Raw genomic sequence first — 22,603 nt, forward strand, 5'->3', positions numbered from 1 at the left:
GGCCCTACCCTCATGCCCGGACATCCCGGAGATCACCCGACCGAGTCGCCACACTCGAACCGATGCTCACCATGATCGATAGAGAAACGGCTTCTCAGCCCCAGCGGTGACCGGGTCGTCGGTTGGCCAGGGATGTGACGCCTGCGGGTTTCCGTCGGGGTGTTCGTTGATCCATGCCAGGCCGCCGAGGTCGAGGCGGCTGCGGGCGCGGGGGAATGGAGAGCTCCCATCGCTTGGCACCAGGCCTCCCCGACTTCCCGGGGAGACCTGGCCCGGCACGGAAGGGTAATCCGAAAGGCATCCGTACCCTGGCCATGTGGCCAGCGATGAGACTAGGCCACACGTATGTCACCACGGCCGCCAGGTACCTGCCCTACCGCGTCCGGAACACAGTGCCGACGGCGCGTGCAGCGCAGACCACACCAACCCTCAATCGCCGACGGCCCGCCCCCGGCTCTGTCCGCCGGGCAGCAGGAAACGGCATACGGACGTCAACACCGCGGCGAGGTCGGCCCGTCCCGCCTGTGGCATGGCCCTACCCCGAGCGGCACGGGTCGCACTGTGGGCATTCCCGTCACGCGCGGAGCGCACAACTCGTTCCGGGACCACGGAATCGGCGAGAATGCGCGCAGGCACTGTCAGACCGACGGCGGGCCCGCCTCGATGCGTCGCAGCACCGGGCGCAGGCGGTCCAGGTCCGGGCTGCTCTGGATTTGCCGCTCGTCCCACCACGTGGCGCCCGCGTCCCGCAGTGGCCCGATCACGTCCCTGGCCTTCGCCGCGTCCAGGGACGTCGCACCGCCGAGCACGAACTCAAAGGGGCGCTCGATCCCGGCCGTACGGTGCTTACGCACAAAGCTGACCAGCTCCTGCACCTCCGCCACGTCCGGCACCTGACCATGCCGGGCCGTCTCGAACAGCGGCACCGCGCCGTCCCAGCGCGCGGCCCGCCGCATGGGCGCCCGACGCGGCCAGAACCCGCCGATCCAGACCGGCGGAGCGGGCTGCTGCACGGTGGCGGGCAGGAGTGTCACGTCCCGCACCTCGTAGTGCCGGCCGTGGTGGTCGACCGGCTCGCCCGACCAGAAGCGCCTGAGCACCTCCAGTCCTTCGTCAAGGCGCTCGCCCAGGACGCGCGGCTCGGCGGTGTCGCCAAAACTCGCGTACTCGTCCTCGACCGGACCGCCCAGGCCCGCGGCGAAGATCACCCGGCCGCCACTGAGGTGGTCCAGCGTGACCACTTGGCGGGCGAGTTGCTGCGGACGGTAACGAGGAACCGGTGTCAGCAGGGTGCCCAGCCGTATCCGGGAGGTCGCCAGTGCGGCGGCGGTCAGCAGCATCCAGGGGTCGCCGAAGGGACGTCCCTGATGCCGACGGTGCAATATGTGGTCCCACACGAAGAACCCGTCCCAGCCGGCCTGCTCAGCGGCGGCCGCCGCGGTCGCTACATTGCGGGGGTCCGCGAAGTCCCCGAAGTTGGGCACGTTGATCGAGAAGCGCATCCCCGCAGGATGCCCAGCAGGCCAGGCACGAGGCAATCGCAATTCCGCCTCGACCGGCCCCGCCTTCCCGAACCGCTCGAACGGTCCGGGGCACGTGGTGCCGACGCCGGCCACGGCACTGGGGAAGCCGAGATCGCACGGCGCACTCCCCTGACCGCCATGGCCCGGTAGGGACCTCAGCCGCGTTGCCGACACTCCGGCGCTCTGGGCACCGATCCATCCATCGCCGGAACGCTCGACCGCACTTCCTGAGCTGTTCACGCCTGACTACGACCGCAGGCTAGAAGCGGCTCGTCAGCAGCTTCGGCCGGAGGACTGATCGAGCCGCCACTGCCTGCATGACCGAACCCATCGGGCCTGCGGCAAAGGCGGGACTACGGGTGGTTCAGCTCGAAGCCCCAGCAGGAATTCGTGGCCCCGTGGGCTTCCCGCCGGGGCGCACGAAAAGCGGTGCGCGCGGACCCTTTGATCCGTCTGACGTGGCCTTGGCGACGACGTGGCGTAGCGGCCGTGGAGCGCCCCCGCTGTCCTTCGGGACAGCGGAGGCGCGTTCGTATCTCCGGGGCTATCGCTGCCTTCGGTCCCACTTCGCCCATTCGCCCGTCTTGGGGTCGCGAGCGCTGTAAGGACGGCCAGGCTCTTGAGTTTGGCCGGTCACACCGATCCTCTTCCAGGCCCGTACGGCACCCCACACGAAGGCGCCTGCAAGCACGACGCACATGACCGCCATGGCTGGCTCATGAACCTTGCCGGCTGTCACGAAAAAGACAAGAGCCCAGAAACACAGGAACAGCGCGAGAACATTCCACAAAACCTTGCCCCAGGCACTGAGCGGCGTCCGGGGTGCCGACCGGGTGCCCTTGGCTCTTCGCCAGGCACCGGACACACCGAACCCGAGACCAACGAAAATGGGCGCAGAAACGATGAGCACGTCGAGGGCACTGTTCCGCCCATCGAAGTAGAGCAAGGCCATGACTACGACCACGGCGACAATCGCCAGGCCGAGCACGGCAGTACAAATGGCCCACAGGATGGATTTCATAGCGGCACAGTAGCTTTCGCTGACCTGCACAGATGCGCCGCCCATTCTGTTCGGGGCAGTACCCGCGGTCAGCGCCCCGGCTCGGCGGCTTCGTGACGAACACGCGCAGCCACGGGTGCAACACGGCCAGGCCGTCCCGCGCAGTGGGCGCCGTACCTTCTGCCCGGTCGCCACAGCGATCCCCCACCCCTGCTGCAGCTCCCTCAGCGAGGGCAAGGGCAGCTTCCCGCCGGGCGGGCACGCGCCGTCAGCTCACGGCCCGTCAGATCCAGAAGGCGTCGGTGATGGTGATCTGGGGTTCGGCGTGGCCGCGGATGAAGGTGTAGACGAGCCATCCACGCCCGCCGGCGAGATCGGCGATGTGGGGTCCGCCGGGGCTGATAGAGGCAAGGGGGCGCACGGTGATCCAATGCGGCAGGCAGGCGCCGGCGTCGATCCCTCGGTAGTAGGGGTCCTGGACGGTGATCAGTTCCGCGCGGGCGGCCAGGACGAGTTGCCGGCCGTCGGCGCGCATCGCGTCGAATTCCTGTCGTGCCTCGGCGGTCCAGTCCATCTGCCAGGGCGGCTGCGGGAGGTCGTCCGTCACTGGCCAGGCTTCACAGTCGCCGCTTCACGCCGCAGGCGGCTGTACTCGGCCAGGAGAGTGGCCGACTCCTTAGGGTCCTCGGACTTCGCGGCGCGGACCTCGAGACTGTGAAGGTGTGCTGCAAGGCGGGGGTCGCGAGCGATGGCGTACTGGGTCCACCACAGCCGCATGAACGCCGGCACAGGGGTGAGGTTGGAAGCGTCCCCGATCGCCTGGTGCCAATGGGACTCGAAGTCCGGCAGGAGATGCGGGGCGTGCTCCTGGATCGCCAGACGCAGGGCTTGCGGTGTCCGTTCGGGCATCAACGGAACCTGGGCTTCATCTCCCCCGGGTCCATCGAAATGCACTGGCTGAGCAGTCATGAAGTCAGGGCTCCCGGTCTTCCTGCCTGGCGCTTCAGGCCGCGTCCTGGCCGACGTCGGAGGCCGCCTGCTGCCCGGGCTGTTGCTGGTGTTGCTCGAACCACTCGGCGGGCACCAGATAGGCCACCGTCTTCCCCTTGCGCGTGATCGCGGCCGCCTCACCCGCGATCCGGGTGCGGTCAAGGATCTCCCCCATGGCCTTACGAAGGTCGATTGTCGTGTATGTCCTCGTCTCCATGGACGTCACAGTGCCCGAACTATCATAGTTGCGATACTTGCCGTCGCCCCCTCGTCACTCGGCGGCCCTCCCGCCCGGCAGCGCCCCGGCGCCGGTTCCTCTTCCCTTCCCCTGCTTTCGGTGTTCCCGGGTGTGCGGGCCCGGCCGGGCGCCATCATGGGCCGGTGACCGCACACAGCCCGGTGCAGCGCCTGACCGCCCACGTGCGGTCCGCCCTCGGCGACGGCCCGTTCCTCCCGTCTCGCGGCTGGACGCACATGGGCGCCGTGATCTGCGACGCCAGCTTCCACGCCCGCCGCAGGTACAAGTCGACGATCCGGCCGCGGCTGATCCGACTCCAGGCCGCTTGGCCCGACGCCGCCACGGTGCAGGGCTTCCAGGCACGTCTGGCCACCGAAGACCTCTCCACCGCCATGGACTTCAACAGCCCCCGCCGGGTCGCCACCGCCCACGCCCTCACCGACCTCCTGGTCACGAGGCGCGTCGACACCCGCGACGAGCTCCACGCATGGCTCGGCCGGCAGGCCAACCGTGACGCCCTGCGGAAGATAATGGGCGTGGGGCCAAAAAGCGTGGACTATCTCAGGAACCTCGTCGGCCGTTCCCAGATCGCCGTCGACGTGCACCTGCGCGCCTTCGCCGCCCAGGCCGGAGTCACGGGCCCAGGCTATGGGGAGCTACGGGCGGTGTACGAAGAGACCGCCGATCTCCTCGGACATGACCGCGCCGGCTTGGAGCACGCCGTGTGGCGGTACATGTCGCAATCCCCATAAATCGGACCTGCCGGAGGAACCCCTTGTGCGCAGCCCAAGAGCGCAGCGCGGCGATCGTGGGGTCGTCGAGGGCGTAGGCGGTGAAGGCTTCGTCGTCGATCTAACTCGGCGCAGGCCAAGTTGGCCTTACTGATCGTTGCAGAATGAGATCGGCGTGTCGGCTGGCAGTCAGTGATCTTCGTCGGCAGGGTCTGCGGGGTGTCCGATGATCTTGTCCCTGATGACCTGTGGAAGCGCATAGCCCCGCTGCTGCCGCCGCAGCCCGAGCGAAGGCACCGGCACCCAGGCCGACTTCGGGTGCCTGACCGTGTTGCGCTGGCGGGCATTGTCTACGTGCTGCGCAAGGGGGTGGCCTGGCGGGACGTTCCTGCTGGTGTGGTGGGCTGCTCGGGCGTGACCGCATGGCGCCGTCTGCGGGACTGGACCGAAGCCGGTGTCTGGCCCCGGCTGCACGCGGAGCTCCTTGCCGAACTACGCAAGACCGGCTTGCTCGAGATGGACGACTGCGCGATCGACGGCTCCCACGTCAGGGCCCTCAAAGGGGGGATCACGTCGGGCCTTCACCGGTCGACCGAGCCCGTCCCGGCTCCAAACACCACCTGATCGTCGACCGCCGCGGCACCCCGCTGGCCGTGTCCGTGACCGGCGGGAACCGGCATGACGTGACACAACTGATCCCACTGCTGGACGCGATCCCCCGAATACGGGGACTTCAAGGGCGTCCGCGCAGCAAGCCCAAGCGGTTATTTGCCGACCGCGGCTACGACTACGACAAGTACCGCCGGCTGCTGTGGCAGCGCGGCATCAAGCCCCTCATCGCCCGACGCGGTGCCGCCCACGGCTCCGGCCTGGGCAAGACCCGCTGGGTCGTCGAGCGCACCTTCGCCTGGCTCCACCAGTTCAAACGACTCCGGACCCGCTACGAACGCCGCGCCGACCTCCACCAGGGCCTCCTGGAACTCGCCTGCAGCATCATCTGCCTCCGACGACTCCGCACGTCATTCAGAAACGATCAGTTAAGGTCTCCTCGTTCGAAGCGGCCCCGGGCGTGTCGGCGGCCGAACGGGGGTCCGGACGTTCACATCGGGCACGCGGGGTCTTCCGTTCACGGTGCTGCAGGACACCACCGGGGGGTCCGGGTACGTTCCCGTGCCGCTTCCGGAACGCGCGCGACACCCGAGAGCGGCGGCCGGGCCGCAGGCCGGCCCGTGGCCTGAGACTGGCCGGTACGGTGTCACACCGGACGCCTTGGCTCTCACCACCTGCACGACCAGCGCGTGCGGGTGAAATTCGCCCTCCTCCGCAAGCGCGTCCTGCTGGTGGAGTGAGAGCTTCCATGGCCTGCCAACGGCAGAGATCATGGTCGGTATGAATAGCCGGTCCGAGCAGGACACAACTGACGGCAGCGACGTTCCTCCGCCGAAGTGGATCGAGGAGATATTCCTTCAGACCGTTGACGCTGCTGGCCTGGTGCGTCACGTCACCATCTGCCTCAGTGATCCCTCCACCGGTCTCATCGCGCTCCTCGATGCTCACTCACGCCTAGAGTTCAGCGGGACCGACTATCTCGACTGCCTTTCCCAGGCCCGGCAACAGCTCGAACGTGACGGTCGCCTCCTGTGCTGCCAGGGAGCCCGCCCCAACGTCCAACCTTCCGGACAACTGCGACAGTTCACCAACGGCCGGCAGGCATACGTCCGCCACTCGGAACGGCAGAGCGAGGGCTCTGAGATAGTCGACATCTTCGCCCCTGCACCCCCCGGAGACGTCGTGAATCTCGACGACCAGCGAGCAGCAATAATCAGCTCCTGGAACGCCCGGCACCTGGGAAACCAGATCTGACCCCCTCACAGCCGCAGTCACTCTGCGTGGACCCATCACACAACTCGTGCCAGAACCCGTTCTCACGAGCAGAGCCAGCCCCGGGCGTCTCGGCGGCCGAACGGGGGTCCGGACGTTCACATCGGGCACGCGGGGTCTTCCGTTCACGGTGCTGCAGGACACCACCGGGGGGTCCGAGTACGTTCCCGTGCCGCTTCCGGAACGCGCGCGACACCCGAGAGCGGCGGCCGGGCCGCAGGCCGGCCCGTGGCCGGAGACTGGCCGGTACGGTGTCACACCGGACGCCCTGGCTCTCAGCACCTGCACGACCAGCGCGTGCGGGCAGGAACAGGGCGCAGACGGCGGTGGCCGTGGAACCGGCTCAGGAGGAGGAGCAGGCGTGAATAGCGTCCGGCTGCGCGAGCACCAGGTCGAAGCGAACGCGCGGATCCGGCAGTGGGCGGGATTCCCCGCACGCTCCCCCGTCCCCGACGACGGGGCGCGGGCCACGCTGGTGTCCGCCACCGGATCGGGGAAAACCATCACCGCGGCTGTGGCTGCGCTGGATCTGTTCCGGGACGGTCGCGTCCTGGTGATGGTGCCCACGCTCGACCTGCTCGTGCAGACCGCGCAGGCCTGGCGCCGAGTCGGGCACCGCGGGCCCATGGTCGGCGTCTGCTCGCTGGAGGGCGACGAACTGCTGGAGCAGCTGGAGGTGCGGACCACCACGAACCCCATCCAGCTCGCGCTGTGGGCCGGTACCGGGCCCGTGGTCGTGCTCGCTACCTACGCCTCCCTGGTGGATCGCGAGGACCCTGAGGACATCACAGGTGGCGGACGGGTGCGCGGGCCGCTAGAGGCAGCCCTGACCGGCGGGCAGCGCCTGTACGGGCAGCAGCTGGCCCCGTTCGACCTCGCCGTCATCGACGAGGCGCACGGCACCGCCGGGGACCTCGGGCGGCCCTGGGCCGCGATCCACGACAACACCCGCATCCCCGTTTCCTACCGGCTGTACATGACCGCGACACCGCGGATCCTGGCCGCGCCGCGGCCGCCGAAGGGCAAGGACGGGACCGAGCTGGAGATCGCATCGATGGTCTCCGACCCGGCCGGCACCTACGGGGAATGGATCTTCGAACTCGGGCTGTCAGAGGCGGTCGAACGCGGAATCCTGGCCGGATTCGAGATCGACGTCCTGGAAATCCAGGACCCCGACCTCACCCTGGGAGCCTCCGAGGAAGCCATGCGGGGCCGGCGCCTCGCCCTGCTGCAAGCCGCCCTGCTGGAACACGCCGCCGCCCACAACCTCCGCACCGTCATGACCTTCCACCAGCGCGTCGAAGACGCCGCCGCGTTCGCGGCCAAACTCCCGGAAACCGCAGCCGAGCTATACGGGAGCCAGCCGTCCGAACATGCCCTGGCCGAAGCCGGGGCTTTGCCGGCGTCGTCGATCGACGCCGGCTTCTACAACCTCGCCGCCAACCGCCACGTACCCCCGGACAGCGTCTGGGCTGGGTGGCTGTGCGGCGACCACCTCGTGGCGGAGCGGCGTGAGGTGCTCCAGCAGTTCGCGAACGGCACCGACGCCCAGGGCCGACAGGTTCACCGGGCCTTCCTCGCCAGCGTGCGGGTCCTCGGCGAAGGCGTCGACATCACCGGCGAACGAGGCGTCGAAGCCATCTGCTTCGCCGACACCCGCGGCTCCTAAGTCGAAATCGTCCAGAACATCGGCCGCGCTTTGCGGCCGAAGGCGGACGGCACGACCAAGGTCGCCCGGATCATCGTCCCGGTCTTCCTCCAACGGGGTGAAGACCCGGACAACATGATCGCCTCCGCGTCGTTCCGGCCCCTGGTAGCGGTACTCCAGGGACTGCGCAGTCACGACGAACGACTCGTGGAGCAGCTCGCTTCACGTGCGCTGAGCAGCGGAGCCCGCACCGTCCACGTCCAGCGAGACACGGACGGCCGCATCATCGGCACCACCAGTGGTGGCGCGGCAGCAGGCGGATCCGGCGGCGGGGGCCAAGAACAGGGCGCGGAGAGTGCGGGCGCGGTGGAGTCGGCGTTGCTGAACTTCGCCACCCCCCGCGACCCCGCCACCATCGCCGCGTTCCTGCGCACACGCGTCTACCGCCCCGAATCCCTGGTCTGGCTCGAGGGCTACCAGGCACTGCGCAGGTGGCGCCAGGAGAAAGGCATCACCGGCCTGCACGCCGTGCCGTATGACACCGAAGTCGAACTCGGCGTGACCCGATTCCCCCTCGGACGCTGGGTCAACCAGCAACGACGAGCACTGCGAGCCGGAGAGTTGGAAGAACGCCGCAGAAAACTCCTCGACGAGCCGGAAGCCGGCATGATCTGGGAACCCAGCGACCAAGCCTGGGAAACCAAACTCGCCACGTTCCGCTCTTTCCACCGCGCCCACGGGCACCTCGCACCGCGACAGGACGCCCTATGGGGCGAAGCCCTCGACGACGGAGACGGCAAACCGGTGCCCATCGGGCAACCCTTGGCTAACCTCCGCCGCAAAGACGGCCTCGGCAAAGACCCCGAACGGGCAGCGGACCGCGCGGCGCAGCTGGCCGCCATCGACCCCGACTGGAACTGCCCCTGGCCCCTGGACTGGCAACGCCCCTACGCCATCCTCCGCGACCTCGCAAAGAGCGAACCCGACCACTCCGTAGCCGGCATCCAACCCGGCGTGCGCTACGAAGGCGATGATCTTGGGGCGTGGCTGGTACGGCAGTCTACGGGCTGGGCGCAGCTCAGCACCGAACAGCAGCACCGACTCACTGCACTCGGCATCACGCCCGCCGAACAAGTCACCCCTCCCCCGGCCGGGCAAGGCGCTGGGGTAAAGCCGTCGACCAAGGCACAGCAGGCCTTCCAACGCGGCCTGACCGCCCTTGCACAATGGATCGAACGCGAAGGCCCACACCGGCCAGTGCCGCGAGGATGCAGCGAACCCATCGCTGTCGACGGTGAAGCAGAGCCGGTAGCAGTCCGGCTCGGCGTATGGATCTCCAACACCAAGCAGCGGCGGGACAAGCTCAGCCAGGAGCAGTTGAACGAGCTGCGCAGGCTGGGCGTGAAGTGGGCATAGGGGGCAGTGTCTGCCCGGACCCGAGGTCCGGGCCGACACTAACCTTGGGCTTCGGTGTCAGCCGGGGGTGACGCCCTGCCCGGCCACCTCGCGATTCCCCGGTACGCGTCCTGATCAAATACGCCGCGGCGTAGCGAAGCACGTGGCCTCGGCCGTCAGGTCAGGTCAGGTCGAGAGTCCTTACGGGCTGGCCGGCCCACTGGTCCGGGGCGGTGGTGGCGATGACCGCGCCGTCGGGGCGTTCCGGGGTGGGCTGGGCGGTGTGGCGGGTGTGGGCGGCGGCCCAGGTGGCCTCGCGGGTGAGGGCGAGGGCTGCGGGCAGGTCGAGGTCGACGACGGTGATGCCGGGCAGGGCCGCGATGTGCTCGGCGGTGCCGGGGCGGGCGCGGTCGGCTTCGACCAGGGCGCAGGTGGGTGCGTACAGGTGCCAGCCTGCTTCGGCGTGGGCGCGGTGGATGAGGCGGGAGGCCAGGAGGTTGCCGCGGCCGGCGGCGACCATGGCGGTGTCATCCAGGACGACGTGCACGGTCTGGTTCACCGGGCGGTGGCCTGGGTCAGGCGGCGGTCAAGTTCGGCGTCCAGGTCGTCCTGCTCAGCGGGGGTGGGGGCGTAGCCGTTCCAGGCATTGAGGACGGCGCGGGCCTGCTCGGCGCGCTCGGCCCGCTCTGCAGGGGTCAGGAGGGTGTCGGCCAGGCGGGCCAGGTACGCGCGCAGCGACAGGCCCTCGGCCGCGGCGATCTCCGACAGCCGGTCCCGGGCCTCGGCAGGGATACGAACATTCGCATCGGACACGTGCGGTCTCCATTCGTGGTGGCGCACCACACTATAGGGGGTACGGGTACGTACCCGTGTGCACCCTGGGGCAGAGAACAGCACCACAGAACACGCAGCGCCCCGGACGTGCTCGCGGGCTTGCGGGACCTTGGCGGTCGAGCCCGGAGTATCACCCGCGACGCCAAACCGTGACGGCCCGGGACCACCGTTCGCGCCACATGCCCCGTGATTCAGGCGGGGACGGGCCCCTCGGCACGAAAGGCAGCAGGCGCCTGCGATCGGCCACGGGCCGGGCTCTGGCCGGTAGCGCGTGGCAGATCGGACGCCATGTCCGCCGTTCCAGCAGCCCCCAGCGAGTGGGCTACACCGGCCCTCGGCACGGAGGGGTTCGCCGCCCGGAGCTGTTCAGGCCACCCCATGAGGCCACGGCATCCAGCGACATCACAGCACCGGCAGAGTCATCGCCTGGGCCCTCACCGGCACGCTGCGGAGACCAACCTGTCGCTGCTGCCCCCTCCTGGCCCGTGGCGCACCATCCCACCAGAATCCGCAACGCCGCCCCCAGAGCTTCAGTGACCTCCTCGTCCTGATCGACCGTGAACACGCGGCTCTCCCCGTAGACCCCCTTCCGGCCGCCGCGGACCCTGATCGAAACCGCCGGCAACGGCGACTCGGCCGCCGCTGACGCCACGGAAGCCCGCGCGGGCCGAGGCCCGACCGCCTTCGACTGGCTGGTCGAGATCATCGAAGACGAACTTCCGGGCGGCCTGCGCCTCTGTTAACCAGGCGGACTGTTCACGGAGCCGGTAGATGGCCTTCGTCGACGTGGTCGGCGAGATAGAGCAGGGTGGCCTGCGGGTCCATGCCGAACATGGCGGTCGGCCGCTGTCGTCGTATGTCACTGTTGGCCACCCGTAGGCGGCCCGGCGACGGGTGCGAGAGCTTGCCGCGCCTCCACCTCCTCTGCACCTGCGATGATCCCTTGGTGAGCTACCCCGCAACGGACGAGCTGTCGTCAGCAGAGCGCGCATTCATGATCAATGCGACGGAGATCGACATCCTGCCCGGTGTTCGGGGAGATCTAGAGGAGCCGTTGGCGTCCGCCGGCCCTGCCGAGCTTGCCGCCATCCTTCTGCCGCTCATCGACAAGGGTTGGATCGAAGTCTCCTGCTACATCCCCCGGACGGATCCCAACGGCACAGCGGGGTTCCAGCCCGGTCCATCCATCCAACGGCATGACCTTCCCGCCTTGCTGGCCGATGCTGAGAGCTGGGACTACCCGGATGATTTTGAGTGGCTGGGTCACCTCACGCTTGTCCTTACCGAGGCGGGGCGGCAGATACCCCGGTGATCTGTGCTCGAGAGCGTCGGGGTTGGCGTAGCGGCTTTGCACGGGACCTGCCATAGGGCGAGAGGTCGAGAGGTCGGGGCCATACGCTGGCCGCGATCGGGCTGGCTCTGTACCCGCCCGCAATAGCCCGATGTGGGCCCAGATCTTCGAGGCCCGCGCCGTGGTGGCTGCGTACGACGAGAGTGGCCGATCGATAAGACTCCACAGAACTTTCCACCGCCGTACGCCAGGGCGGGACTGCTGAATACGGCCCTCAACCCGCGTAGCACCCCGACCGCAACAGAGCGGCCAGCTCTCCCGCCTGCGGCCGCTCAAAGTCTGGCTGGACCAGGACGCGGCCGAGCACTTCCTGGACGTCAGGCCACACGACGCTCTCACGGACCGGGATGCCCCGGGTCGCGATCGCGTGCCGCAACTCCGGCCCGGCCAGGCACGACGGGTCGACGTCGGCCGCCGCGTAGTCGAGCGGCCAGCCGCCATCGACCGCCCACCACAGGCTCGCTGCCAGAGCGTAGACCTCGGCCTCCTTCGACACCACCACGGGCAGCTCGCCGCGCTGGACCTTCCACGCGAGTTCCGGCGGGAGCAGGTGCGGCAGGCCGCCCCGGAAGAGGTTCGACGGAGCCAGCAGTCTCGGGTGCCAGGCCCATGAGCGGTCGAGGAACTTCACCCCGTCCGGGGTGTGCACGGTGTGCTCGGGCTGGAGGTCGCCGTGCACCCAACCGGAGTCGTGCAGCGCCGCCACGTCGTCGACCACGGCCACCAGCTGCTGACGGGCGGCCGTGAGATCAGCCGTGCCGTCGCGGACGCCGGCCAGGGCCTCGCGGGTCGACGGGCCGTCGTACCAGTCCGTGATCATCCACACCGAGGCGTTGCCGCGCCCGTAGGCCACTACGCGGCCCGGGCCCCTGACCGACAGGGCCGCGGCTTCACGGGCAGCGATCACCGTTCCTTCCTGGCCGCTCCCCCACTTCACGGCCGCAGTCCGGAGCGGGCCGGTCGCCTTGCACACGGCGCCCGCGCCGGTCGCTGATCGCCTCCAGTTCGGTTCCGTCGCCGCACGTCGCCTCTGCGGCGATACCCGCCTCCACCGGGATCAGGTGTGTCGTCATGTCTCATCCGTCTCGATACGTCCCCTAGGGTGTTGGCGTCCCGCCAGCCTCATCGGCCGGGACTTCGCGCATTCCAGGGCGGGAGTGATCTTGGGGTACGTCCGACTGCTGCGCCGTCGCCGCGTCCTTGCCCTGTGGGGTGCGCAGGCGCTGTCGGTGTTCGGTGACCGCCTGTACGCCATGGCGATCATGTGGCTGGCGTGGGAGAAGTCCGGCGCGGCCGCCATGGGCCTGGTCGCGGTCGCCGAGTCAGTGCCGTACGTCGTGATGGGCACCGTCGGCCGCCGCGTGATGGACCGCTTCGCCTCGCTGCGAGCGCTGGCTGCGGTCGACGCCTCCCGGATCGTGCTCGTCGCCCTGCTGCCCGTCGCCTGGGGCACGTTCGGGACGCCGGGCATGCTCGTCCTGGCCGCCGCCGTCGGCGCCGCCGGGGCCGTCTTCGACCCCAACCTTGGCGCCCTGGTGCCCGATCTGGTGAAGCCCGGCGAAGTGCAGGCCGTGTACGGGCTGATGGACCTCACCGGCCGCGTCGCCCGCATCGCCGGACCGGGCGCAGCCGGTGTTCTCCTCGCGGTGATGCCGCAGCCCGCGCTGTTCTGGCTCGACGCGGCCACGTTCGCGGTCTCCGCCGCGGTGCTCGCCCGCCTCGGCCGCAGCGCCCGCAAGAGCGCCCCGGCCGGGAAGCGTCCGACCGCGCCCGAGAGGCTCGGGGCCCGTGTGCTGCTGCGTTCCCACCCGGCGACCGGCGCCGCGATCGGCGTGCACGGCGCCGGCATCTTCGCCCAGGCGGTCTCATTCGCCCTGCCCGCCCTACTCGCCGCCCGCTTCCACGCCGGGGCCGGAACGTACGGACTGCTCCTGGCGACGACCGGCGCGGGCGCCCTGGCCGGGAACCTCGTCGCCGGACACGTCCGCCTCCCGTCCCGGCTGCCCGCTGCGTACTGCGCGGTGTGGGCGACCTCCGGCCTGCTGCTGGCCCTTAATGGCCTCGCCTCGAACCTTCCGGTCCTCCTGGCGCTCGCCGCCGCCTCGGGCTTCATCGCCCCGTTCTGCGGCGTCACCCTGCAGACGCACCTCGCCGGCCTCCCGGCCGGTCCGCGTCGCCGCCTGATGTCGCTGGACCTCACGGTGATCCGCACCGCCGGAACGGCGTCGATGCTCGTGGTCCCCGCGGTCGCGGCGGGCTCGCCCACGGCCGGGTTCCTGGCCGGCGGACTGGGCACGGTGGCCGTCGCCGGCGTCGGCACGGCGGCCGCCTGGTGGTGGACGCGCGACGAGGGCCTGCGCGTGCCGCAGCCCGAGCCCGCGCTGTCGCGCGACTGACGCCCCCTCACCCGATCCTCCCTCCGTAACGCCGAAGGCCGGGCCCGCACCTCCTCCCCCCCAAGGGAGGCCACGGCGGACCCGGCCGCTCACCCCTGCGTCAGCCCATCAGCCGCTCAGGCGACGCGGCTCCAGTGGGTGACCTCGATGTTCTCCAGCGGGATGCCGAGGCCCTGGTAGATCCGCTGGTGCATCGCGCCGAACCACGCCTCCTTGCGGTCGGCGAAGAACTCAGCGTCATACCAGGCCACGCCGAGGATCACGTGCCGCCGCCATTGGGGTTGTCCTGCTCGGCCTCCAAGTACGTGGACTGCCAGTCCCAGAGCATCAGCACCTCCGGCCGCTCCCGCAGCCGCTTCTCGGACTCGGCCAGCGCCTCGATGCATCGGCGGGCAGTGGCCTCGTCAGGGCAGTAGTAGGTGCACTCGCTGCGGAACAGCGGCCTCTTCCCGGCCCGAAGCTCGACGTCGTTGTCCTCGCCGCTCAGCACGCGAACCCGGGCGGCCCGGCGGACCATCCCCGCGGGTGCGGGGAGCAGCGGGAGCTCCTGGAGTCCTTCGAGTACGAGGGCGGACCATCCCCGCGGGTGCGGGGAGCAGTCGACGTCATCGCCACCGGACTGGGCCATCGGCGGACCATCCCCGCGGGTGCGGGGAGCAGACTGAGTGACCTGCAGCTTTCCCAGGCCAGAGCACAGAAATTTAGCAGCATTGAAAAAGCGGCAAATTGGACGCACGGCGCCCAGCTGTCCAAGGTGTGCTCGGCGGACGCGGTCTCGTCCGTGGCGTCCGCCCAGCGTCTGGCCTTGTCGAACCACAGGAACCGATGCTTCTCCGCCGCGCGGACCGCATCCGAGATCAGGCAGTGGTCAACACCGTCGGTGAACGGGCCCAACGCCGGCATCCACGGCCGTAGCCACCCCCCAGCGGAAGATCACCTATCGGCTGGAGCGAGGGATACCCCTCCTCCGGTCGCAGGCCGGACTGCTCTGACCCCAGGCGGTGCGTTGCGTGCTGGTTAGGTGCGCGCAAGGGGGTGTTCACCCTGACGTTCACCTGTCAGGATTTTCGGGGGTTTTGCCGTTCGGTGGGGGGATTGCATGACGTCTGTGCAGAACAACGACCAGCGCCTGCTCGACCGCATTTTGGATGACCAGCACCGGCACCTGGCACCCGGGAAGAGCCGGGAAGACTTCTTCACCTTCTTCGCTGCCGACAAGGCGCTGCAGGAGTGGGATCTCGACAATGACGAGATCATGGACGGCGTCGTGGACGGGGCGCATGACTGTGGGATCGACGGCATCTGGACGTTTGTGGACGACCGGTATGTGACGGCGGATGCCCACCGGTATCTGTCGCCGCGTGCCCGCATCATCGAGTTGGTCATCCTACAGGCCAAGACCTCCACGGGCTACCAGGAGACGGTGATCGAGAAGCTGGCCTTCCACCTGCCTGATCTGCTCAACATGGGACGCGATGAGGAAGAACTGGCGCCCCACACCAATGCCAAGCTCCTGGATCGCACCCGGCGCTTCCTGCACATCCTGGAGGAGCTGGCCTCCTCGTTTCCTCAGGTCCGCATCAAAGTGATCTACGCCAGCAAGGCTGCGGAGAGCCCGCACCCGAATGTGAAGTCCAAGGGGGACCGGCTGCGGCGGGAGCTGGCGAAGATCACCTCTGATGCCGCGGCGGACATCGAGTACCTCAACGCCGCAGACTTGCGTGAGCGTACCGCCCGCGGGGCCAGGGCCGTAGCGCAGCTAGTGTTCTCCGAGACACCGATGAGCACGTCGCTGGGCGAGGGATATGTCTGCCTGGCCAGGCTGGACGAGTACTACCGCTTCATCATCTCCGACAATGAGGCGTTGAGGCTGGAGCTGTTCGAGTCGAACGTGCGTGACTACGCGGGGTCCACCGCAGTGAACAACGCCATCGGCGAAACCCTCAAGTCAGGTACGGGCGAGGACTTCTGGTGGTTCAACAACGGCGTCACCGTCGTCGCCGACGCGGCCCAGATCGCCGGCAAGAAGATCGTCGTCAAGGATCCTCAGATCGTCAACGGCCTGCAGACCAGCCACGAGGTCTACGCCTACTTCCAAAACGGCGGCCAGCACCGCGACAGGTCCCTCCTGGTCAAAATCGTGGTGGCCCCGGAGTCAGGCACCGCCCGCGACAGGATCATCAGGGCCACCAACAGCCAGACCCAACTACCGGCCGGTGCCCTGCGCGCGACGGAGCCCATCCAGAAGGACATCGAGGAGAGCCTCACCCACTCCGGCGGCTACTACTACGAACGCCGTGCCGGCTACTACCGCAACCTCGGCTTCCCCCTCGACCGCGTCGTCAGCATGACCCGCCTGGCTCGAGAGTTCACCGCCTTCGCGCAGCGCGAGCCGCACACCGCCCTCCGGCACTCCGAAGCCCTCCTCCTGGACGACCAGCACTACGGCCAGATCTTTTCCCCAAGGCAGGACCTGGACATTTACCGCCTGAGTCTGGACGTTCACACCCACCTGCGCGACTTCCTGACCCACTACGCCGAAGACCATCCCCTGCTCGGGGAAACCCTGGAAAACTGGCTCTACCCGCTGGCAGCGATGTCCGCCTACACCCTCACCCGGCTACGCCAGCCCGCCCCGCGGGACCTGCTCCACATCGACCTCGAACACCTCAACGACGACCTGATGACCCGCATGACCGGAGTCCTCGAACAAAACTTCAAAACCGCCCTGCGTCAAAGCAAAGCCGGCGGAGTCGACCGCATCGCCCGCACCCCCGACTTCACCACCAAACTCCGCCAAGCCGTCATCTCACAAGGCCGCTTCCACATCGAACGCTAGCCCCAATCCATGGACGGGCCGGGCCCCTCGCATACACCGGCGGCTACGCTCGCCACCATGGCTGAGTACCTCGAAGTGAGCACAGCGACGGAGACACGCGACCAGGCTGTTGCGCTGGCCCGATCGGCGGTCAGCGAGCGCCTGGCCGCAGGAGCCCAGATCATCGGACCCGTAACCTCGGCGTTCTGGCACGCCGACGCATTTGGCACCGGTGAGGAGTGGAAGCTCGTCATGACGACCTCGGCGGGGCGGTACCCCGCGCTGGAGGCTCACGTCCTCAAGCATCACCCTTGGGATAATCCACAGCTCTCAGCGACGCCGATCGTCACCGGATCGGAGGGCTGCCTACGCTGGATCAGCGCCAGCACCACGCCTGTCCCCGTCGAGTAGTCAAGCGCGCGCTTTCTCTAGTACGTCGGCGATTGCGGGGAGAGCACGGTGGTCGCCAAGCCGCTGTAGAACTGGTCCGAGCCGTTGCCGGGGCCGCACAGACGCCACTCCGGTCGACAGGTCAAGGGCGCGACCGGTCACGGCGGCCGCTTGCTCGACCTCGCCGGCGGCCAGGTAAGAGTCCGCCAGCCACGACAGGTAGAGCGCCTTGTCTCGGGCACATGTATCGTCGAAGGCGCCGAGAGCCTTCTCCAGCACGGGGACGGCACGGAGAGGACGTTTCAGTTCGGTCCAGCACCGGCCGGTCATGATGTCGAGTTCGTTGCTGTCGACCCAGGCCGACCAGTTCGGCTGTGGGGCGCCAGCCGCTTCTCCAAGGGCGTCGCGTGCTGTCGCCAATGCGCGTTCGGTCTCAGCTGCGTTCCCCGCAACCGCATGAGCCCATGCGAGTCGCTCATACAGCAGAGCGCGGACCCCGGCCGCAGCGTCCGGTCCGGCGGTCACGCATGACCGTGCAGCAATCTCGACGGCGGTCCGCGGTTCGCCGCCGAGCGTCTGGTAAGCCAGGAAGGCGAGGGCGTTGCCGGCCAGTCCCGAGTCACCGGCCTCCGAGGCAGCATCGTGGCTTGCCTCGTACAGACCACGGGCCTCGGCGCGGCGGCCTCCGTCGAACGCTGCCCATCCGGCCTGCTGAGCCTGCTCTGCCAGCACGGAGAGCAGGTTACGGCGGACAGGCTCGGAGCACACGGCGTGGCGGACCAGGTGGCGCGTCTCGTGATACTCACTCAGGTACACGCGATATGTGTCCCCGCCGCCGAGGATGTCATCCAACGCCCTCAGCCGGGCCGTGCGTCGGCGCAGGTGGTCCGGGATGCTGGCGTCAACTCGCCGACCAGTCTGCAGTCGTGCGGGCTCTGGCAAGCCAACGGCAAGGCCAGCACCCGCCGCGGCAGAGGCCTTCAAGAATTGGCGGCGGCGTAGTGCATCGTCGGTATCCGTCGCTGCTTCCCATTCTCTAGGGGTCAGGCCCACCATGTGCCCAGGGATACGAAAGACGTCTGCGATGAGTGCGATCTTCTCGTACGTCGTAATGCGGCCGCGGCCGCGAGCGAGCGTCCCAACTCGCTCGGGCTTGATGTCGCAGGCAGCGGCGATCCGCGAGTAGCTGATGCCAGCTTCGCTCCGTGCCAGCAGGAAGACCGTACCGAAGTCGTGGGCAGAAAGTGCTGCTCTCATCTCGAGCCGCTCAAGCAGCTCCGGTGGCAACGCCGTCGATTGATCGCTCATGAGGTACCCCGTGCGGCCGTTGATGTCCGTACCCAAAGTCACCTTATCCCCACGGTGGGTACCCACCGGTGGGAAGCGTGGAACGCCCTGCTCGGCGATGGTGAAGCGATCAGCCCTCAGGCCCGCACGCTACGGGCCTGGCCGACCATCTGACGTAGAGGCAGGCACCATGGCACATCGTAATCGGCAGGGTTTCGGCCCGTCCTCCTCCCCGCCGAAGTCCAGCCGATGACCAGCCAGATCAACGAGTCCAGCAGAAAGCTGCCTCAGGCTTTCACGACGCGATGCGGCAACGTCTACCGGATCGTCGAGGAGCTCCGCCCCCACGCCCAACTTCGCGGCTTGAATGCCGTCGGCGAGTACGCCAACTGCGACTCCCCCGCCCCGCCTGAGTCCGGGCGCCGACAACTCCCCTTGGCCCGAGTCGCTGCCGCAGACCACACGGAGGCCTTACTCACCTATCCGACGATGCTGGGGCTCGCGGCTGGTGGGAACTCGAAGATACCGAACTTCGATGAGCAGCACGCACTGAAGCAACGCCGCACCACTGACGCAGCAAGTGAACCGGACCGGGCACGCAGCGCCACAGGCCTTCGGGCTGAGTTGAGCGACCTTGCAGATGCGGTCCGCATGCTCATCGCCCTAACCAGCGCCGAACACGCACTGCTCGACGCCCGCCCCTGGACGACCGGAGCGTGCCTGCTGTGCGGGTCCACCGAGCTGCCGGTGACCCCCTTTGTCACCGTCTACGCCGCCGACACCGCTACAGCCAGGGCCAAATGCCAGCCCTGCGTGGTCACCGGCCTGGTGGCGCAGCGTGCCACAGCGGCCGCGCTCGAGCGCCCGTACGTCCCCACGCTGCCCCCGATACCCGAAGGAAGTCTCATGTCCCCGGAACCCGCCGCAACCTCCGTGCTGTCCCCCGCTGTACGCCCGGCCGCCCGGCCGTTACCCCACCGGATCGGCGTACTCGGCCTGGTCTGGATCCTCGGCAACAGCGCCGCTCTCCCCCTGCTCTGGGCACAAGTCACCAGCGCCCAACACGACAGGCCTCCGAGCGCCATCAACGCACCCGACACCAAACCTAAAACGATCTGACACCCCGACTCCTCCCCCTCACGGGGAGGACGCCCCCGGCACCCCCGACCGGGAGCAAACGGCCCGCCCACCGAAGAAGGACCGGGCCGTGCACCACCCCGCCGCGCGCACCGGCGAGCCTGCCCGGATCATCACCCGGAGCGCGCGGCGGGGCCCATCAGATCCGCAACCAATGGAGGACCACGACATGTTCAGCCACGCCGATCGCATGCCCACCGGAACCCCGCTGCCCTCGGGCCTGCCCACCCCGCCGCCATTCGGCGTTAGCCGGATGGCGCCCTATCCGGGCGCCCCCGCGCCCGCCTACTCGCGCGCCGAGCTGGACCCGGCGTCGCAGACCACCCGGTTCTACAACGCCAGCGGCGGCATCGTGGAGATGCCGGGGCACGGCACGAGCACCGGTACCCAGCCCTCCACCGCCACCAGCCCGGACGGCCGCCGGTTCCGGTGATTCCGACACCGGTAGTGACGCGGACCAGTGACCGCCGGTCCGGTGCTGGTCGTCACCAACCTTGACGACCCCACAACGGACCTGGTGATCAGCGAATTGCACTACCGGGATCTCCCGGTCGTGCGGTTCGACTCCGGGGACTTCCCCGCCACCTTGTCCGTTGCGGCCACCATCACCCACGACGGGATCGCCGGCACCCTGGCCACGCCCACCCGCACCGCGGACCTGACACGGGTCCGGTCGGTGTACTACCGGCGCCCGTCCGGGTTCGTCTTCCCTCACCTCGACGCGCAGACCGCCCGGTTCGCCGTCACACAGGCCCGCTACGGCCTCGGCGGGGTCCTGGCGTCCCTGCCGGGCTGCCTGTACGTCAACCACCCGCACCGCATCGGGGACGCCGAGCAAGCCCTCAGGGCTCGCCGCCGCGGTGGCAGCAGGGTTCAGCATCCCTCCCACCTTGTTCACCTCCGAGCCGGACGCCGCACGGGCCTTCGTCCAGCGCCACGGCCCGGTGATCTACAAGCCGCTGTCGACGCCGCTGTACGAGGTCGACGGCAAGGCGTGCGCGGTGAAGGTGGACGAGGTCACCGCCGACGACATCGACGAGCGAGTGGCCGGCACCGTCCACCTGTTCCAGCAGCGCGTGGATAAGGTCGCAGACGTCCGCGTGACCGTCATCGGCGACCGCATCTTCTGCGTGCGCATCGACTGCGACCTGCTGGACTGGCGCACCGACTACAGCCGCCTCACCTACACCGTGGTGCAGCCGCCCCCGGGCATCTCCGCGGCGCTGCGCCGGTACCTGGACCACTTCGGCCTGGTCTTCGGCGCATTCGACTTCGCGGTGGGCCGGGACGGGGCATGGTGGTTCCTGGAGTGCAACCCCTCCGGCCAGTGGGCCTGGATGGAGCCCGAGACCGGGCTGCCGATGGTGGCAGCCATGGCCGATCTACTGGAACGGAAGGCCTCATGCCCGAACACGCCTTGCGTGAGCAGCTGCTCGACCGCCTCACGGGGCAGGGTGTCATCCGCTCCCCTCAGTGGCGGGACGCGGCGGCGGCCACGCCCCGCCACGAGTTCCTGCGGGGTGGCTTCTTCCGCCAGGTCCCGGGCTCGGCGCCGACAGCGTGGGAGCCGGTGATGCCGGAGGACCCCGCCTGGCTGCCGGCCTGTTACGTCAACGAGTCGCTGGTCACGCAGATCGCCGGGACCATCGCGCCCGGCGACGTCCGTGGTCAGATCCTCCGCGAGCCGACCAGCTCCAGCACGCTCCCGGGTCTGGTACTGCGCATGCTGGAGGACCTGGACGTCGAGGACGGCATGCGCGTCCTGGAGATCGGCACCGGCACCGGGTACTCCACCGCGCTGCTGTGCCAGCGCCTCGGGGACGACATGGTCACCTCCGTGGAGGTCGACCCGAACGTGGCGGCCAGGGCGGCAACGGCCCTCGCCGAGGCCGGGCACGTCCCCTCCCTGGTGACCGCCGACGGCCTGGCCGGACACCCGGACAACGCGCCGTATGACCGGATCATCACCACGTGCGGTGTGCGCACCATCCCCACGGCGTGGATCGCGCAGACCCGGCCCGGTGGCCAGATCCTCGCCACACTCTGCGGCTGGATGGGCTCCTCCGAGCTGGCCCGTCTCACCGTCCACGAGGACGGCACGGCATCCGGCCGGCTGCTCGGCGGGCAGGTGTCGTTCATGCTCGCCCGCCCCCACGTCCCGCCGGCGATGGGGATGCTGCCGGACACCCGCGCCGGCTACGAGCGGGAGGCCGTCGTCGGATCCGACGTCCTGGACGACTGGACGGCCCGGTTCGTCGCGCAGATCGCAGCACCTCGGGCCCAGCGCCTCGTGCTCAACGAGCGGGAACACCTGCTGCTGGATAGCGAGGCCGGCGCGTGGGCCCTGCTGCGCCAGGTCGGCGATGAGTGGCGAGTCCGTCAGGGTGGCCCCTCTCGGCTGTGGAACGACATCGAGGAGCACATCGTGCAGTGGCGCCATGACGGCGCTCCCGGGCTGGAGAAGTTCCGGGTGGCCGTGGCGTCCGACGGGCTCCAGCAGGTGGAGTGGGATACCCATAGTTCGACAGATCATCGGACACGCAGGAGAAGGCCAGCCGGGCGCTGACAGAGCGCCCGCCGTCCTTCCCGCGCAGGCGAAGGCGGCCCGATAGAGATCCCCCCTTCTGGCAAAGAGGTGGACCACGACCTACGACTGGTCGCATTCCAGCACGCCGGTCGACGTCAAGATCGAGAACCCCGTCGCAGGCGTACGTGATCGGGCAGAAAGCCGGTTCCTGCCCGTAAGCGATGACCAGCGCACACGTGCCACAGCGTGCTCGTCACCGCACTCACCCGGCTGCCTGGTCTAGAGACAGTCTGGCGGACAACTACGGGAGCTCCCGCTCCCGCGGGGTTGATCCCATGCCGGTGCCCTACTTCAGTGCCGACAGCAATCGCTCGCCGACCGCCGGTCATAGCGTCAGATTCAAGGTCACAGGCCAGGCCGTATGGCGGTGATGTCCCACAAGTCACCGCTGCGCGAC

20 protein-coding genes and 3 pseudogenes are annotated in these 22,603 nt (G+C 68.9%); 12 read left to right on the plus strand and 11 right to left on the minus strand.

Features of this window, described 5'->3' with window-relative positions; translation table 11 throughout:
- Window positions 1–638: 638 nt before the first annotated feature.
- The 5 genes from ACFZAU_RS36875 to ACFZAU_RS36895 all read right to left on the minus strand — a co-directional run bounded on the left by ACFZAU_RS36875 (window position 639) and on the right by ACFZAU_RS36895 (window position 3,688).
- Window positions 639–1,502, minus strand: coding sequence for an LLM class flavin-dependent oxidoreductase (locus tag ACFZAU_RS36875; protein ID WP_500555814.1), 864 nt, complete (start codon window positions 1,500–1,502; stop codon window positions 639–641).
- 565 nt (window positions 1,503–2,067) lie between these two features.
- A complete protein-coding gene (locus ACFZAU_RS36880; protein WP_500555815.1) occupies window positions 2,068–2,544 on the minus strand; it encodes a hypothetical protein in 477 nt (158 codons plus the stop codon).
- 262 nt (window positions 2,545–2,806) lie between these two features.
- The gene (locus tag ACFZAU_RS36885; RefSeq protein WP_500555816.1) at window positions 2,807–3,130 is read right to left on the minus strand and encodes a hypothetical protein; all 324 of its coding nucleotides are present in this window, start codon (window positions 3,128–3,130) and stop codon (window positions 2,807–2,809) included.
- Window positions 3,127–3,492, minus strand: a complete 366-nt coding sequence (locus ACFZAU_RS36890) for a hypothetical protein (protein WP_500555817.1) — start codon at window positions 3,490–3,492, stop codon at window positions 3,127–3,129. Before ACFZAU_RS36890 ends, ACFZAU_RS36885 begins: the two co-directional genes overlap by 4 nt.
- Before the next feature lie 34 nt (window positions 3,493–3,526).
- On the minus strand, window positions 3,527–3,688 hold the full coding sequence (locus ACFZAU_RS36895; RefSeq protein ID WP_500555818.1) for a type II toxin-antitoxin system Phd/YefM family antitoxin: 162 nt from the start codon (window positions 3,686–3,688) through the stop codon (window positions 3,527–3,529).
- A 206-nt stretch (window positions 3,689–3,894) separates the two neighbouring features.
- Here ACFZAU_RS36895 and ACFZAU_RS36900 point away from each other — a divergent pair, with 206 nt between their 5' ends.
- From ACFZAU_RS36900 to ACFZAU_RS36915, 4 genes and pseudogenes are all read left to right on the plus strand, one after another.
- A complete protein-coding gene (locus ACFZAU_RS36900; protein WP_500555819.1) occupies window positions 3,895–4,503 on the plus strand; it encodes an HhH-GDP family DNA glycosylase in 609 nt (202 codons plus the stop codon).
- 198 nt (window positions 4,504–4,701) lie between these two features.
- A pseudogene (locus ACFZAU_RS36905) lies at window positions 4,702–5,504 on the plus strand (IS5 family transposase); the annotation flags it as partial.
- Window positions 5,505–5,871: 367 nt separating this feature from the next.
- Window positions 5,872–6,345: a hypothetical protein gene (locus ACFZAU_RS36910; RefSeq protein WP_500555820.1), complete on the plus strand. Its 474-nt coding sequence runs from the start codon at window positions 5,872–5,874 to the stop codon at window positions 6,343–6,345.
- Between the two features lie 379 nt (window positions 6,346–6,724).
- Window positions 6,725–9,427: pseudogene (locus tag ACFZAU_RS36915) on the plus strand (helicase associated domain-containing protein).
- Window positions 9,428–9,587: 160 nt separating this feature from the next.
- On the opposite strand, the gene ACFZAU_RS36920 reads toward ACFZAU_RS36915, so the two are convergent.
- Complete coding sequence (locus ACFZAU_RS36920) at window positions 9,588–9,926, minus strand: PIN domain-containing protein (protein ID WP_500555865.1); 339 nt, start codon at window positions 9,924–9,926, stop codon at window positions 9,588–9,590.
- Window positions 9,927–9,961: 35 nt separating this feature from the next.
- Complete coding sequence (locus ACFZAU_RS36925) at window positions 9,962–10,219, minus strand: hypothetical protein (protein WP_500338971.1); 258 nt, start codon at window positions 10,217–10,219, stop codon at window positions 9,962–9,964.
- 967 nt (window positions 10,220–11,186) lie between these two features.
- Between ACFZAU_RS36925 and ACFZAU_RS36930 the strand changes: the two genes are divergently transcribed.
- On the plus strand, window positions 11,187–11,552 hold the full coding sequence (locus tag ACFZAU_RS36930; RefSeq protein ID WP_500555821.1) for a hypothetical protein: 366 nt from the start codon (window positions 11,187–11,189) through the stop codon (window positions 11,550–11,552).
- Window positions 11,553–11,805: 253 nt separating this feature from the next.
- Here ACFZAU_RS36930 and ACFZAU_RS36935 read toward each other — a convergent pair whose 3' ends face one another.
- Window positions 11,806–12,498 carry a protein kinase family protein gene (locus tag ACFZAU_RS36935; RefSeq protein ID WP_500555822.1) on the minus strand — a complete coding sequence of 231 codons (693 nt, stop codon included), beginning with the start codon at window positions 12,496–12,498 and terminating at the stop codon, window positions 11,806–11,808.
- A gap of 256 nt (window positions 12,499–12,754) precedes the next feature.
- Here ACFZAU_RS36935 and ACFZAU_RS36940 point away from each other — a divergent pair, with 256 nt between their 5' ends.
- Entirely contained in the window at window positions 12,755–13,987 is a 1,233-nt protein-coding gene (locus tag ACFZAU_RS36940; protein ID WP_500555823.1) for an MFS transporter, read from the plus strand.
- A 116-nt stretch (window positions 13,988–14,103) separates the two neighbouring features.
- Here ACFZAU_RS36940 and ACFZAU_RS36945 read toward each other — a convergent pair whose 3' ends face one another.
- Window positions 14,104–14,238 carry a hypothetical protein gene (locus ACFZAU_RS36945; protein ID WP_500555824.1) on the minus strand — a complete coding sequence of 45 codons (135 nt, stop codon included), beginning with the start codon at window positions 14,236–14,238 and terminating at the stop codon, window positions 14,104–14,106.
- A gap of 8 nt (window positions 14,239–14,246) precedes the next feature.
- The gene (locus ACFZAU_RS36950) at window positions 14,247–14,615 is read right to left on the minus strand and encodes a hypothetical protein (protein ID WP_500555825.1); all 369 of its coding nucleotides are present in this window, start codon (window positions 14,613–14,615) and stop codon (window positions 14,247–14,249) included.
- Window positions 14,616–15,086: 471 nt separating this feature from the next.
- Between ACFZAU_RS36950 and ACFZAU_RS36955 the strand changes: the two genes are divergently transcribed.
- Both ACFZAU_RS36955 and cutA read left to right on the plus strand, forming a co-directional pair.
- Window positions 15,087–16,826 (plus strand): AIPR family protein, encoded by a 1,740-nt coding sequence (locus ACFZAU_RS36955; RefSeq protein ID WP_500555826.1) that lies wholly within the window; start codon window positions 15,087–15,089, stop codon window positions 16,824–16,826.
- Between the two features lie 57 nt (window positions 16,827–16,883).
- Window positions 16,884–17,216: a divalent-cation tolerance protein CutA gene (cutA, locus tag ACFZAU_RS36960; protein ID WP_500555827.1), complete on the plus strand. Its 333-nt coding sequence runs from the start codon at window positions 16,884–16,886 to the stop codon at window positions 17,214–17,216.
- Here the strand turns inward: cutA and ACFZAU_RS36965 are convergent, their stop codons facing one another.
- Window positions 17,217–18,503, minus strand: coding sequence for an NsdA family TPR-like regulatory protein (locus tag ACFZAU_RS36965; protein ID WP_500555828.1), 1,287 nt, complete (start codon window positions 18,501–18,503; stop codon window positions 17,217–17,219). It lies immediately after the preceding gene.
- Between the two features lie 228 nt (window positions 18,504–18,731).
- Here ACFZAU_RS36965 and ACFZAU_RS36970 point away from each other — a divergent pair, with 228 nt between their 5' ends.
- The 4 genes and pseudogenes from ACFZAU_RS36970 to tgmC all read left to right on the plus strand — a co-directional run bounded on the left by ACFZAU_RS36970 (window position 18,732) and on the right by tgmC (window position 22,185).
- Window positions 18,732–19,601, plus strand: coding sequence for a hypothetical protein (locus ACFZAU_RS36970; RefSeq protein WP_500555829.1), 870 nt, complete (start codon window positions 18,732–18,734; stop codon window positions 19,599–19,601).
- A gap of 208 nt (window positions 19,602–19,809) precedes the next feature.
- The gene (gene tgmA / locus ACFZAU_RS36975; protein ID WP_500555830.1) at window positions 19,810–20,052 is read left to right on the plus strand and encodes a putative ATP-grasp-modified RiPP; all 243 of its coding nucleotides are present in this window, start codon (window positions 19,810–19,812) and stop codon (window positions 20,050–20,052) included.
- A 42-nt stretch (window positions 20,053–20,094) separates the two neighbouring features.
- A pseudogene (gene tgmB, locus ACFZAU_RS36980) lies at window positions 20,095–21,016 on the plus strand (ATP-grasp ribosomal peptide maturase); the annotation flags it as partial.
- Between the two features lie 5 nt (window positions 21,017–21,021).
- Window positions 21,022–22,185: an ATP-grasp peptide maturase system methyltransferase gene (tgmC, locus tag ACFZAU_RS36985; protein WP_500555831.1), complete on the plus strand. Its 1,164-nt coding sequence runs from the start codon at window positions 21,022–21,024 to the stop codon at window positions 22,183–22,185.
- Window positions 22,186–22,603: the final 418 nt, after the last annotated feature.

It is taken from the genome of Streptomyces sp. NPDC008238 (genome assembly GCF_042956445.1).
Lineage (GTDB): Bacteria > Actinomycetota > Actinomycetes > Streptomycetales > Streptomycetaceae > Actinacidiphila.